Raw genomic sequence first — 13495 nt, 5'->3', positions numbered from 1 at the left:
GAGGGACTTATGAAGCAGTACACCAACGAGATCACACCTGAAATACGTGAAGCCCAATTAAAACCGCCTTACGACGAAGAGCTTTTGTCACTCTGCGATGATAAAACCCGGAAAGAACTTGAGGAAATTAATAAACAGCACTTAAGCCGCCCGTTAGCTCACGTTTTCCGGTTTGCAGTCGCTGGAAGTCTTACCCGTCGCGGTGGAGTCATTCGCCATGCTTCAGGCTGTGCGACTACCGGAGGATTACAAGTTGCTCGGATGGGTGACAAGGTTGTATATGGTGATGGCAGCGAGGCCACTATTATTTCTGGTGCTGGTAAGGCCCGAATCATGCAGGGCGCATCCGCTGCACTCGTTGGCAGTATGCTTGATAATGGCGATGAAATAATCTCTACCCCACAATCGTACAGCAAACTGGTTTTTCGTGAAGGCCGCGAACTCCCGGAAGGATTCTTGACTATGTCAGGGTGTAAGCACTGATGGGGGTTAAGGGATACTATTTATTCAGGGGTGATAAAACACGATGTGGTGGTGTTATCACTGAGGGATGGAGCGACCACCAGCATTTTGGCAGAGATATGTCCTGCGAAGGGCATAAAGTAACTTGTGGCAAACATCCAGGGATTTACCGTATCTGTGGTGGGCTTGATGATGACATACACGGCAAAAGGATTGCCGGAACACTGCACAGCTATAGCTCCTGCCCCTGTAAATCCAAATTCCTCAATTCAAACTGGGATGATGATTACGAACCTGGTGGAGAAGCAACAGTCACGCACACCGATCTATCTCAACTTGTTAAGATGCCCGTACTTCCAGGGCCAATCGAGCCAGAACCGGAACAGCACGCCCAGTCCGCTAAAAAGAAAACGGGTATCGACTCGGGTTTTACCATTATCCCTTACGGCGGTACTACAGAAGCCTGGCAGCGCCTGCTATTCACTGAGAATCCACCAGCAGGAGCCAAAGAACTATTTGCAACGCTGAACGGCCCGGATGAAAGATACAAAGCCGGTTCTATTATGCTGGTGGTTGACCCTAATAAGCAGGACAGCGAACAGATTGCACATATGCTGGCTGCGAAAGCGCGAGTTGATGCAGCGTTAGCCCCTCTTTCCATTCAGCAAGCCAACTTCCTTTTCAAACACAAAGACACCATTGAGATGTTCGCCGCTGCTGCCAGTACGGCGAGCGATACTTATGGATACTCAGGACAAGCAACCGAAGCCGCGAAAGGGTATTTCGAACAGGTAGAAAAAATCCTTGTCGAGATCGAGAAGACCTACAAAAACCAGTACATCACCAGCGGCACACTGATTGGCGAACAATTCTTCGTTGAACGCCGCCGCTTGTTTGGTCAGCTTGATAGCGTTCTTAAGATGTTCATGAAACATCGCTTCATGTTCAACGAGTACGCAGATCTAAAAAGCGCCCTTGGCCTCTCAAGCCGTTCAATTACACACCGCTGGAACGAAACAGGCGTAAGCGATATTGAAGGTTACGCAACCCATATCGAGAAGCTGGCGAAGTACGTTAAGTGGATGGAAACAGCCGGGAAGATCGGCATTGGTCTTTCTGCTTTTGATACCGCAGCGAAGATCACCGAAGCCTGCACTGTAGGCAGGAATTGCGCCAAAACCTCGTTTACTTCCATCGGTGAATTTTCAGGTGGCCTGGTAGGTGGAGCTGTGGGAGCCAGGATTATTGGCGCTGGCGCAGCAAATACTATTTGTGCTGTGGTTCTGGGGGCTGCAACCATAGAGGCAGGAGGAGCGGGAGCGCTGCTTTGCACGCTCAGTGTATCTGGCGGAATTGCATACGGAAGCGATAAAGCTTTTAGCTGGTCTGTTGGAAAAGCGAGCGAATCCATTGGGGAGACCCTCGGTCTTTATGAGGTTACCAGTGATGATTAATATAAAAATAGTATCGGTTATAGCCACACTTACAGGATTGTTATTAGGTGTATTGAGCATCGTCGTGTCCGTCTTAAACCGTAAACGGTTTAGCGAAATTTGCGTCCTGTACAAAAAAAAATATGGCAGCCTTCCTGATGCCGTCTTGCTGTTCGAAAACGTCAACACGCTTTACGTCAACATAGCCTATAGCACGAAAGTGCAGTTCATCTACATCCCTCTATTATGGAATCGCAGTTCTATCCTGACCAAAAACGATGATAAGGACTTCATCAGAGGGCTTCCCAAACGACTTATCGGACCTTTCTACGTCGAGATATATCTGGCTGTCGTCAGTCTAATCTTCTTTATCATTGGGGGGCTACTGATGCTAGCGATAGAGCGCGGTTGGGTGTGAAAGGTGCGTCCCTTAGCAGGCTTTACTCTATTAAACTAAGTGCGATACAGTCTGCGACACAAGACAACTCCAGCGCCGCAGATGCCTGACGTAAAGTTGAACGAACGCGGCTTAACGGCCAGCGTCGACGTCTTACTAAAAAACCCCGCTCCTGCGGGGTTTTTGCTTTCTGGCGCTGTCGGTTAGCCCCGGCTAGCGCTCGCTCTCCGTACCCGCTTTACCGGACTGACTGAGCGGGACCTGTTCAGTCAGCGGGCGATAGACCAGCGCGATCATCATCCTGCGCTTCGGCTCGGGCTGCCTGAAATAGATAAAGCCCTCCTCCGGCATATTCACGACAAGGTTGTTCAGCTGCACGCCGCCGTCGATAAAGTACGCCTTCTCTTTTTCCAGCGGCTGAAAAGCGTGATGTTCGTGACTCTGATGCAGAGCCTGCTGAGGGATCAGGCCAGCACTGTGTAGCTCAAAGTCGCGTAACGTTTTCCCGATAGCAATGACCACTTCAGCCGTGACGACAGGAATATAGAGCGAATAAAACCCGTCGAAGGTGCTGGTCGCGAAGAGCGCTTCACTCTGGACGGCGTGATCCGGCGTGACAAATAACACCTCCAGTTTCTGCTGCCGCTGTGAGCTATGAGATAGCGACCATGAAAGGGCATAACGCGACGCTGACAGCAGCGACAGGGCATACTCCATGCCGCAATAGCGCAGTTCGGAAGGAATATTGGTGTGCGTGACATAACTTTCATCCTGAGACAGACGGGAAACGCCATAACGGCGCATATAGTTGATGCCCTCCTGAATATCGACAATTTTTTTGGTCGCCTGCGTTCCCATATTGATGTCGAAGGTCAGCCGTTCCTGTAAATCGATCTCCATCGGCAGCGGCAGATAGAGATAACGCGCCAGATCGATAGCCGCCGCGTCCCGCAGTGCCTGAGACGCCGGGATCGCCTGTTCTCCCGCCAGCCTGACACACCGCAGGGCTTCATGCTGAATCGCCCTCACCCGTGTGCGCATCAGGTCCGAAGAGGGGTCTGCCTCCCCGACAGGCTCGCCCGCCTCGCTGTAATCGATTGCCGACGCATCATGTGAAGAACAGAGCATTTCAAAGGCGGAAATAAAGCGGGTGAGCGTGCGGATGACGCGAAAATCTGCCGTATCAGGGTTGATCAGCGCGGTACGGTTGTTTTTCCAGCCGGGCGTCCAGGCCGCAATGAGATAGCAGCCACGAACCTTCACGTCCAGCGCCGCTTCCAGCAGCGGCCCAAGCAGATTCTGTGCCGTCCCCGCATAGCCCAGATCCACCAGCATTAAGGTTTCGCCGGGCTGCAGCGCCATCCTTTTTTGCAGGTGGGTGATCAGGCGCTGACGGCAGGCCTGCGAGCGGGCAAGCGTTTCGTTCACCACGTCGGACTGCATCAGTAAGGTATAAAGCAGGTCTGAACGGTAATGGTTCTTCCTGAGCTGCGCGTCGATCTTTTTCCTGCGCGCGGGGTTAATCATCAGATGTCGGGCAATCATGGCCCATCCCGCTTCGGTCACCCTTCCGGCTGCGGGCAGCGTTTTTGCCAGGTAGTCAGCGAGACTCTGCTGAGAGTGAAACGCACTCTTTATGGCGGTAAAGCGGGAAATGCAGAGCGCAGCCGATTCCGCGCCGGGATAGAGCGCCTGCCAGGCTTCACGCAGCATATAGCCGTCACGCATCAAAAAGCCGAGCCGGGCACCCGGCGTCAGATCACACTGCTGTTTCAGGAAACGGGCAAAAGCATAGAGAACCGGCCCCAGCACCGTCCAGCCGGTCAGTTGCTCACTGCCGATCGCATCGCGCAATGCGACAGCGTAGCAGGCGTGAAAAAACTGGGGAACGGGCGCGGTCGCGCCACAGGCGGGAAACAGCATCTTCGCGGCGACCGTCCGCTGCTCCAGTACGTTCTGAATCAGCGCCTCATTCTGCCTGAAGTGGCGGGCGCTGATACCTGCCTTTACTGGCTGCAGAAAATCGGCGTGGAGATTATCCCCGACGTGAAAAATAGCCTGCGGGCTGACCTGCTCTCGCTGAACGATCTCCGGCCAGAGCGCGCCGGATTTCGCCTGCCCATGGTCTGCCGAACAATAGATATGGTCAATCAGCGCGGGGATCTCACTGCTGTGGGCGGTCAGTAAGTGACTCAGCTGATCGGCAGTAAAATAGGTATCGCTGACAATGATGGTGCGAATGCCGCGCGCTTTCGCTTCACGCAGCAGCGCCAGCGCAGGGGGAAACAGGAACCCGTTCTCGCTCTCCAGGGCCAGTTCCCGCGCCACCATCTGTTGCTGTTGTTCAGCATCAAACTGCCCGGCCAGTTCCGCATAAATCTCCGCCAGGGTGACCTCCTCCTGACGGGTCGCGGCATATTTTTTCTGTCTGGCACGGGCTTCCGCCTGGACCCGGGCCGTCGGACAGAGTCCGTGCTGCAACTGCGTAAAAATATCAAAAGGGCGGGAGACATAGCGCCAGAAGAGCGTATCGAAACAGTCGAGGGACAAAACGGAAATATTACGCGCCAGAAATTGCTGGGTAATCTGCTGAAAAGAAGCTGAATTATTCATGGTCATTATTGAATGCGCGGCTCTTTAAAAATAGCCTGTTATTTTATCGTAAGCGCGGCTGAGGAGAGGGCGGGATTATCTGACGGGAATGTCAGCTTTTCAGCGTTTAGCAAATGCCCCCATCGGGACATTTGCTGATTAACTGTCGTTGTCAGTGTGACGTAATAGATTTCATGCGTCGGTGACGTCAGCCTTAACGCTATTTTTCTTGCTGGCGCGCGAAGGTGGATGGCACAGGCTGCAGGTAAACAGCGTATTGACGTAATGCTTTGTTGAAATGAAATTACCGCCACAAACGGAGCAGGAAACCTGTTCCAGCATATCGCACTCAATAAAGCGAAGCAGTGTCCAGGCGCGGGTAAATTCCAGAACCGGCTTTTCACCCGGCGGGCAGGGACACTGTTCCCGATATAGCCGGTAAGCTTTTAGCAGCGACAGGATGGGGCGTTTCTTTTCCGTTTTTTGCAGATAAAGATAGATATTATAAAACAGCGAAGAGTGAATATTTTGTTCCCACGACATAAACCAGTCCGGTGAGAAGGGCAGCATGCCTTTGGCAGGCGAACACCCTTTTATCTCCTTAAACAGGCGCAGCAGTTTTCTGCGACTGAGTGAGGTTTCGCTCTCCAGCACCTGCATCCGTGCGCCAGAAGCGATCAGCTCCATGGCGAGGTGAGTATCATAAACTTCATCTAAAAGACTTTGCTCGCTCATTGGGTTGTCATCACTTTGCCATGGCTGAATCCGGAAGCGCATTCAGGATATCTGTTGAGAGGATAATCCCGGTATGAACAGGCTGCAGCGAATCAATGCGTGATTCTTTCGTCAGGAAGTCAATAACGGCCTCGCTGTTAATGCGCAGCTGACAGATGAGCTGGTTGGTTGAGGCTAATTTTACCAGCTGTGAAATGGATAACTCTTTAAGGACATCCATCAGCGACTCAGGCAGTCCAAGGCGAAAACTGGCCGCATCTTTTTCTCCCTGATTAATCAGCTGCTGCGCCAGCAGCAGATAAGAGAGATTTAAATCATTTATATTCTTTGACTGATCAGCATGTTTTTCAAAAGTGTAATTATTTTGCATGTGTTGATACCCGGTTAAATAATAAAATGATCACGGACGGCGATCCATAACGGTTTCCGGCTGCGTGAAAACGCAGCTGATAAAACAGGCGGTCCGATTCGTCTTAACTGGCTGATTGACGCCATCATATCACCACGGAATATTCTTAGGGAGAGGCCATCGCGAAGAATAGCTGCCAGATCAGGGGCTATTAACGTCATTACGGCGCATACAGATGAAAATAATTATCACTTTAAAGCTGTCTGTCTTTTTTTTTATTTAAAAAACAGGGGTTTGATATTTTAACCTCATGGGGTGGCATGGTCGGCAATATCACCATTTCGGTATATAAAAATTAAGGTAAATACGCCGGATGCGCAGGCTGTAAATAAACACAGATTCAGGAAGGTGCTATTTTTCCAGTATGACGATGGCTGAAAAAAAGAGGGGGGATAATTTGTAAAGTGTCCGTTATTTTATTTTCACGAAAGAGTGTGTCCGTGCGCCAGGCCGGCCGCCGGTCCGGCCAGCAGGCACCGCCGCGGTCAGATCGTGATGTTGCAGGCTTTGCCGGTGATGTGCTGCGAAGCTTTTCCGTCAGCATTGTAGATAGCCGCAGAGTGACTCACCTGCTTCACCATGCTTTTTAATGTCATGGCTTTCTGCATCTGCAGTTCCAGGATGGGGCAGAGGGCCGCGTTGAGTTCACTGTTCAGACGGGCAGAGGCCAGGATGTTTTGCCACAGCGGCCCGAGCAGCGGTTGGTGCGTGTATGGCGCTGCCACATTCCGTTCACTCTCCTGCTTTTTCCGCTGCGCCTCGTAATAGCTAATCGTCGACAGCAGCCGGCTTTTATTGTCGGAGAGCATCTGCAGCGTCACCGGATTCAGCTGCAGCCGGTTCAGCTGCTTCAGCTCCTCAGACAGCACCGGCTGCAGCTCCTCCAGCAGGCTCTGCAATGTAATCAAGGTCTCACGTAGCGCATTCATTCTTCGTTCCCCCGGTCACTTTATCTGCAACATTTCCTGCACCAGGGAGACGGCGATCTTATCGGTATCGATAGGCAGTTCGCCCGACGCCAGTGCGGCTTTAATCTTATCCAGATGGTCGGTGTTAATGTCCTGGCTGGCGTCACTCTGCAGAGCCTGAATCTGATGACTCAGTCGCACCCGGGTGCCGGTGTCGCGACTGGCGCTGGCCTGACGTGCCGGTTGCCGATCAACGGGTTTTGACGCTTCCGGGTGGATCTCACTGAATCGCGCCGCTGAGATTTTGAGGGGGCGGGTTATGCTCATCGTTATCCTATGCAATATGTTCGTTAAAACTCTCCCTCTTAAATTATCGGGCGTTTGCAAAATTACTGAAGGCACAGGGCGCACTGCGCGCCGGTTATTCCGCGTCGACCGCGGCGTGATGATCGGCGGTTGCGGTCGCGGTGAGGATCTTACCTGACGCGCTCTTCAGGCGTAACCGCTGTGCCAGGGCGGCATTATCAAGCGCTTTCGCGCGGGTGCGGAGGGTGAATCCCGCGCCCTGAAAGCTGACCTCAACCTCATCGCCTGCCTGAATGGCCCAGGGCAGACGCAGCTGCCCCTGCTGCAGATCCTCGCCGGGGTGGATGGCTCGCAGTGCGACACAGCCGATAATGTTACGGGCATCGACAATCAGCCCGGCAGGCTGATGCTCAAGCGATCCCTGCCGTGGCCGGATGTCCTGCGACGTTACCGTTGCACCCCGCGGAATCAGATGGGTCGCCTGCCACCAGGTGCCGGTCGCCTTCACCCGGATCTGCAGAAAATGTCGCGCGCCATCGCACTGCGCAATGAGGGTGTGCAGGCCGGGCAGCCGTCCCGGATTGCCGCTCAGCGAGAGAACCGGCCTGGCACACAGGGTGCCGAGCCGGGCGGGCGGGGTCAGCAGGGTCACCTCGATCGTGGGCCTCGATGGCGATGGCCGGTTAATCGTCTCATTCAGCAACCGGGTAATCTGATCCGTCAGCGCCTTACGATCGGACGCTGCGCGGGAAGGTGTCACCACGGCCAGCAGCAGAATTAACCCGCCGATATTAACGAATGAAATGAAGGTCTTCTTCACGGTAACGTTTCCTGAAAAGAGAGGAAAAGAGCAGGCTGAATATCCGCTGTGCCGCGCGGATGGGGCTTCAGGATCAGTCTACAGCGCAACGCCGGATTTATAACGGGCAAAGTCAGATCAGAAATGACGCTATTTACCAGCATGGTCAGGGTGGCGGGATTTTATTCTCTGCTTAACTTGCTAATTAATGACGCTTATGACGATTTTTCAAATTATAGATTCCAGCTGCACTCATTTACTATCACCGCAATAAAATCACCCTGGCACGGGATGAATTATTCATGCTTGACAGACTTGACCGGGAATTTGGATTCCAGCAGGACGCGTTATCTCTGCTTAATAAGCGCCAGACTATTCTGGCAGCGAATATCGCTAATGCCGATACGCCAGGTTATCTGGCCAGAGATATTGATTTCAGCTCACAGCTAAAGCAGGCGGTCTCGCGCCATAACGGCCTGCAGCCTCTGGCGTTAACCCGGACTTCCGGCCAGCACCTTGCCGCCAGGTCGCAGGGTATTGATGATGCCCGGTTACTCTACCGCATCCCCGATCAACCGTCGGCTGACGGTAATACCGTGGATATGGATCGTGAGCGGGCTGATTTTCTGGATAACAGTGTGAAATATGAGTCGGGCCTCACCGTTCTCAGCACGCAGATTAAAAATATGATGAGCGCGATCAGTCAGGGGTAATTGTCATTATGTCGCTATTCAGCATTTTTTCTATTTCCAGCTCGGCGATGACCGCCCAATCAAAAAGGCTCAATGTCAGCGCCAGTAATATGGCGAATGCCGACAGCGTGGCCGGGCCGGACGGTAAACCCTATCGGGCCAGACAGGTTATTTTCCGCGTTGATGCCGCACAGGATCAGCCTGTTGGCGGCGTTCGCGTCAGCGATGTGGTCGAAAGCAGCGCGCCGGATCGGCTGAGGTATGAACCGGGGAATCCGCTGGCAGATGAGAAAGGGTACCTGCACATGCCGAATGTGGATGTGGTGGGCGAAATGGTCAACACCCTCTCCGCCTCGCGCAGCTATCAGGCCAGCGTTGATGTCATGAATACCGCCAAAGCGTTGATGCTTAAAACGCTGACGCTGGGCCAGTAAAGGAATTGCACCATGGCCATTGCGCCCCTGATGAGCAGTGCGGACAGCCGTCCGAAAGTGAGTGCCAGTGCCGCGGCAACCAGCGGAACCAGTGCGGAAGCGTTGATGAATAACTTCATGACGCTACTGGTTGCGCAGATGCAGAACCAGGACCCCACCAATCCGATGGATAACAACCAGCTGACCACCCAGCTGGCACAGTTCAACACGGCATCGGGCGTTCAGCAGCTCAACAGCACGTTAAACAACGTCGGCACCCTGGTGACGAGTATGCAGCAGATGAATGCGGCGGAGTGGGTAGGGCGTTCCGTGCTGGTGGAAGGCACACCGGAGGTGGAGAACGCAGAAAGTGCCGAGGCGAATAAGTCGTTCGCCTTTTCACTGCCGGAACATGATGCCGACACGGTGACCGTTACGCTGACCGACACCGCGGGCAATGCCTACCGCGCCACGCTGCAAAACGTCAAGGCCGGTACGCACAGCTATACCCTTGATGATCTGAAAAATTTTGAGCCGTCGGCGCCGCCGACAGGCGCGACCTGCACCGTTTCATTTGCTGCCGCAGACAGTAACGGCGACGCGCCCGCTATCGTCGCGTTGAAAAAAGCGAAGGTGGAAAGCGTGGCCTTCTCCTCAACCGGTGCTCTGTTGCAGCTGGGTGTGGATGGCACCGCCACGCTGAATAAAGTCTATGAAATCGACTAGTTATTGACTGTTTTGCGTAATCAAGGACCAGAATAATGAGCTTTTCACAAGGCCTCAGCGGCCTGAACGCAGCGTCACAAGCCCTGGATGTTGTCGGGAACAACATCGCCAACTCCCAGACCGTGGGCTTTAAGTCAGGCTCCGTGGCGTTTGGTGATGTCTTTGCCGGTTCGCAGATCGGGATGGGTGTGCAGGTGGCGGGGGTGAATCAGAGCTTCACCGATGGGGTGCTGGGGGCCGGCACCGGCAGCCTGGATATGGGGATTCAGGGCAACGGGTTTTTCCGGCTGGTCAACGACGCGGGACGCGTTTTCTACAGTCGTAACGGCCAGTTCAAAACCGATGCCAGTGGATACATTGTCAATAATCAGGGAATGTCGCTGACCGGCTATCAGGCGACCGGTACACCGCCAGCGATCCAGCCCGGGGCGGCCGTGGGACCGATTCAGATCCCCACCGGACAGATGGCGGCCCGCGCTTCAGACAGCGGCACGCTGAACGGTAACCTCAATTCCGGCACCAAAGTGGTCACTAAAACCCCGTTTGATCCCACGGACAGCAGCACCTACAGCTCGGTCACTCAGGCCGATGCCTATGACAGCCTCGGCAACAAGCACACCATCAATATCTATTTCGCCAAAACGGCGGATAACCAGTGGACCGCCTACACCAGAGATATGACGTCGGCTGACAACGGTGTTCAGCAGGTTGCGCTGCAGTTTGATACCGCCGGTCAGCTGACGACCAGCCCGGCTAAGCTCCCCGTCCAGGGGGCGGCCTACAACGGCGGCGAGCCGCTTAATTTCAGTTTCGATCTGACCGGCATGACCCAGCAGGCGTCAGACACGGCGATGAACAGTCCGACCACCACCGGCTATGCGCCGGGCCTGATGAATGGCTACACCGTCGGGGACAGCGGTGAAATCATTGCCTCCTACAGCAACGGCCAGCAGCAGCTGCTGGGGCAGGTGGTGCTGAGTAACTTTACGAACGCGGGCGGACTCTCTTCAGAGGGCAACAACTGCTGGACCGAAACCCCCGCCTCCGGCCAGCCGGTGACCGGCATCTCCGGCACGGGCAATCTGGGCACCCTGTATGGCAACAAGGTAGAGGCCTCTAACGTCGATCTCAGCAAAGAGATGGTCAATATGATCGTCTATCAGCGCAACTATCAGTCCAACTCCCAGACCATCAAAACCCAGTCTGAGCTGCTGCAGACGCTGGTCAACCTCGGCTAACGGCGGCTCACAATGGATCGTGCGATTTATACCGCGATGGGGGCGGCCAGTGCCGCGCTCAATCGCCAGGCGATTACCGCAAACAATCTGGCTAACGCCTCCACCACCGGCTTCCGCGCTGAGCTTACCGCCTATCGGGCCGTGCCGGTCAACGGGCCGTCGGTGCCCACCCGCACGCTGGTGGTGGAGTCCACACCGGGCAGCGACAGCACGATGGGCGCGGTGCATCAGACCGGCCGTGATCTGGACGTGGCGTTACCAAAGGATGGCTGGCTGGCCGTGCAGTTACCTGATGGCAGTGAGGGCTACACCCGCAACGGCAGCATTCAGGTCAGCAGCGAAGGCGCACTGAACGTGCAGGGATTACCGCTGCTGGGTGATGGCGGGCCGCTGTCGGTGCCACCGCAGTCACAGGTCACCGTCGCGCCGGATGGCACGCTGAGCGTGCTGGGGGCGGGCGATCAACCCACTGCCGTGGCACAGACCGGAAAAATAAAGCTGGTTAATGCCCCGGCCGCCACGCTGCAGCGGGGCGATGATGGCTTTTTCCATCCTGCCGGTCGTGCGCAGCCGGGCAACGCCGCACCGTTACCGGCTGACCCCAGCCTGCGGCTGATGCCAGGCATGCTGGAGAGCAGCAACGTCAGCCCGGTAAACACCATGGTCGAGATGATCGCCACCGCCCGCAACTTTGATATGCACATGAAGCTCATCAGCACGGTTGATGAAAATGAAAAAAGCGCCAACCAGCTGTTTACGCTGGGATAAGGGCGCGCGAGGAGAAACCACCCTATGATCCGTTCTCTGTGGATTGCTAAAACGGGTCTCGAAGCCCAGCAGACCAATATGGATGTCATAGCCAATAACCTGGCTAACGTCAGCACCAATGGATTCAAGCGTCAGCGTGCGGTGTTCGAAGACCTGATTTATCAGACGTTGCGTCAGCCTGGCGCTCAGTCCTCTGAACAGACCACCATTCCGTCGGGCCTGCAAATCGGCACCGGTGTGCGGCCGGTGGCAACCGAACGTATCCACAGTCAGGGCAGCCTGACACAGACCAATAACAGCAAAGATGTGGCGATCCAGGGCGGCGGCTTCTTTCAGGTGCAGCTGCCGGACGGCACCACCGCCTACACCCGCGATGGCGCCTTTCAGTTCGATCAGAACGGCCAGCTGGTGACCTCCAGCGGTTATCCGGTCCAGCCCGCCATCACCATCCCGCAGGGGGCGCAGACGCTGACCATCGGCAACGATGGGCTGGTGAGCGTCACGATGCCAGGCCAGACCGCACCCCAGCAGGTGGGCCAGCTGACACTCAGCACCTTTATCAATGATTCGGGTCTGGAAAGCCTGGGGGAAAACCTCTACCACGAAACCCAGGCCTCCGGCGCCCCCAATGAAACCACGCCAGGGCTGAACGGCGGCGGCACGCTGAAGCAGGGCTACGTTGAAACCTCTAACGTCAACGTGGCGGAAGAGCTGGTCAGCATGATCCAGACCCAGCGGGCGTATGAGATCAACAGCAAGGCCGTCTCAACATCCGATCAGATGTTGCAGCGCCTGTCGAATCTGTAATGCGGGCGAGCGCGGGCGGCGGATCGCGCCGCGGCTCCCTGGGATGGGATTCTGATATGAACGGTAATCGGTACCGGATAGCGGCGGAGGAGGGATTGCTGCCCATGCCGCGCCGTGGCGGCTGGCGGCTCTGCAGCATTACGCTGATGCTGATGCTCAGCGGCTGCGCTTATCTGCCCCGCAAACCGCTGATTGAGGGCAGCACCACCGCCGCGCCGATGGCCATGCCGCCCGTCATCCACAATGACGCAATATTTCAGCCGGGTCAGACCATGAACTATGGCTATCAGCCGATGTTTGAAGATCGCCGGCCCCGCAACGTGGGCGATATCCTGACCATCGTCCTGCAGGAGAATGTCAGCGCCAGCAAAAGCTCCTCGGCCAGTTCCAGCCGTGACGGCAGTGACTCGCTGGCGTTCGACGCGACGCCCCGCTTTTTAGCCGGCTTGTTTGGCAGCGACCGGGCGAATACCAGTATTACCGGCAAGAACGATTTCGCCGGCAAAGGGGGCGCTGCGGCCAGAAACACCTTCAGCGGCACCCTGACCGTGACGGTGAAGCAGGTGCTGGAAAATGGCAACCTGCGGGTGGTGGGCGAAAAGCAGATTGAGATCAATCAGGGCACCGAATTTATCCGTTTTTCTGGCGTGGTGAATCCGCGCACCATCAGTGGCAGCAACACCGTCTCATCAACCCAGGTGGCTGACGCCAGAATTGAGTATGTGGGCAATGGCTACATCAACGAAGCGCAGCAGATGGGCTGGCTGCAACGCCTGTTTCTCAATCTTTCACCGTTTTAATTCACGGGTT

16 protein-coding genes are annotated in these 13495 nt (G+C 55.2%); 10 read left to right on the top strand and 6 right to left on the bottom strand.

Annotated elements, in window-relative coordinates:
- Positions 1 to 9: 9 nt before the first annotated feature.
- The 3 genes from AC6I7A_RS16855 to AC6I7A_RS16845 are packed head-to-tail and all read left to right on the top strand — an operon-like array spanning position 10 to position 2313.
- On the top strand, positions 10 to 483 hold the full coding sequence (locus AC6I7A_RS16855) for a PAAR domain-containing protein (RefSeq protein WP_058956500.1): 474 nt from the start codon (positions 10 to 12) through the stop codon (positions 481 to 483).
- Positions 483 to 1916, top strand: coding sequence for a PAAR domain-containing protein (locus AC6I7A_RS16850; protein ID WP_058956499.1), 1434 nt, complete (start codon positions 483 to 485; stop codon positions 1914 to 1916). Before AC6I7A_RS16855 ends, AC6I7A_RS16850 begins: the two co-directional genes overlap by 1 nt.
- Positions 1909 to 2313 (top strand): hypothetical protein, encoded by a 405-nt coding sequence (locus tag AC6I7A_RS16845; protein ID WP_498003985.1) that lies wholly within the window; start codon positions 1909 to 1911, stop codon positions 2311 to 2313. The genes AC6I7A_RS16850 and AC6I7A_RS16845 overlap by 8 nt, the downstream gene beginning before the upstream one ends.
- Positions 2314 to 2505: 192 nt before the next feature.
- Here the strand turns inward: AC6I7A_RS16845 and AC6I7A_RS16840 are convergent, their stop codons facing one another.
- The 6 genes from AC6I7A_RS16840 to flgA form a co-directional block, all read right to left on the bottom strand.
- A complete protein-coding gene (locus AC6I7A_RS16840; RefSeq protein WP_153009168.1) occupies positions 2506 to 4905 on the bottom strand; it encodes an HAD family hydrolase in 2400 nt (799 codons plus the stop codon).
- Between the two features lie 171 nt (positions 4906 to 5076).
- A complete protein-coding gene (gene flhC / locus AC6I7A_RS16835) occupies positions 5077 to 5619 on the bottom strand; it encodes a flagellar transcriptional regulator FlhC (protein ID WP_058956496.1) in 543 nt (180 codons plus the stop codon).
- 10 nt (positions 5620 to 5629) lie between these two features.
- Positions 5630 to 5989, bottom strand: coding sequence for a flagellar transcriptional regulator FlhD (gene flhD / locus AC6I7A_RS16830; protein ID WP_058956495.1), 360 nt, complete (start codon positions 5987 to 5989; stop codon positions 5630 to 5632).
- Between the two features lie 524 nt (positions 5990 to 6513).
- Positions 6514 to 6957 carry a flagella synthesis protein FlgN gene (locus AC6I7A_RS16825; RefSeq protein WP_058956494.1) on the bottom strand — a complete coding sequence of 148 codons (444 nt, stop codon included), beginning with the start codon at positions 6955 to 6957 and terminating at the stop codon, positions 6514 to 6516.
- Between the two features lie 15 nt (positions 6958 to 6972).
- A complete protein-coding gene (flgM, locus tag AC6I7A_RS16820) occupies positions 6973 to 7263 on the bottom strand; it encodes a flagellar biosynthesis anti-sigma factor FlgM (RefSeq protein ID WP_058956493.1) in 291 nt (96 codons plus the stop codon).
- A 94-nt stretch (positions 7264 to 7357) separates the two neighbouring features.
- A complete protein-coding gene (gene flgA / locus AC6I7A_RS16815; protein WP_058956492.1) occupies positions 7358 to 8062 on the bottom strand; it encodes a flagellar basal body P-ring formation chaperone FlgA in 705 nt (234 codons plus the stop codon).
- Between the two features lie 281 nt (positions 8063 to 8343).
- On the opposite strand from flgA, the gene flgB reads away from it, so the two are divergent.
- The 7 genes from flgB to AC6I7A_RS16780 all read left to right on the top strand — a co-directional run bounded on the left by flgB (position 8344) and on the right by AC6I7A_RS16780 (position 13485).
- A complete protein-coding gene (flgB, locus tag AC6I7A_RS16810; RefSeq protein ID WP_058956491.1) occupies positions 8344 to 8754 on the top strand; it encodes a flagellar basal body rod protein FlgB in 411 nt (136 codons plus the stop codon).
- 8 nt (positions 8755 to 8762) lie between these two features.
- Positions 8763 to 9167, top strand: coding sequence for a flagellar basal body rod protein FlgC (gene flgC / locus AC6I7A_RS16805; protein ID WP_058956490.1), 405 nt, complete (start codon positions 8763 to 8765; stop codon positions 9165 to 9167).
- Between the two features lie 12 nt (positions 9168 to 9179).
- Positions 9180 to 9872, top strand: coding sequence for a flagellar hook assembly protein FlgD (locus AC6I7A_RS16800; RefSeq protein ID WP_058956489.1), 693 nt, complete (start codon positions 9180 to 9182; stop codon positions 9870 to 9872).
- 35 nt (positions 9873 to 9907) lie between these two features.
- Positions 9908 to 11110, top strand: coding sequence for a flagellar hook protein FlgE (flgE, locus tag AC6I7A_RS16795; protein ID WP_058956488.1), 1203 nt, complete (start codon positions 9908 to 9910; stop codon positions 11108 to 11110).
- A gap of 12 nt (positions 11111 to 11122) precedes the next feature.
- A complete protein-coding gene (locus tag AC6I7A_RS16790) occupies positions 11123 to 11878 on the top strand; it encodes a flagellar basal body rod protein FlgF (RefSeq protein ID WP_058956487.1) in 756 nt (251 codons plus the stop codon).
- Between the two features lie 24 nt (positions 11879 to 11902).
- Entirely contained in the window at positions 11903 to 12685 is a 783-nt protein-coding gene (gene flgG / locus AC6I7A_RS16785; RefSeq protein WP_058956486.1) for a flagellar basal-body rod protein FlgG, read from the top strand.
- A 104-nt stretch (positions 12686 to 12789) separates the two neighbouring features.
- Positions 12790 to 13485, top strand: a complete 696-nt coding sequence (locus AC6I7A_RS16780) for a flagellar basal body L-ring protein FlgH (protein ID WP_058956485.1) — start codon at positions 12790 to 12792, stop codon at positions 13483 to 13485.
- Positions 13486 to 13495: the final 10 nt, after the last annotated feature.

The organism is Type-F symbiont of Plautia stali (assembly GCF_059731105.1).
The sequence above is the reverse complement of the archived record's forward strand: the minus strand, read 5'-3'. Positions and strand labels throughout refer to the sequence as shown.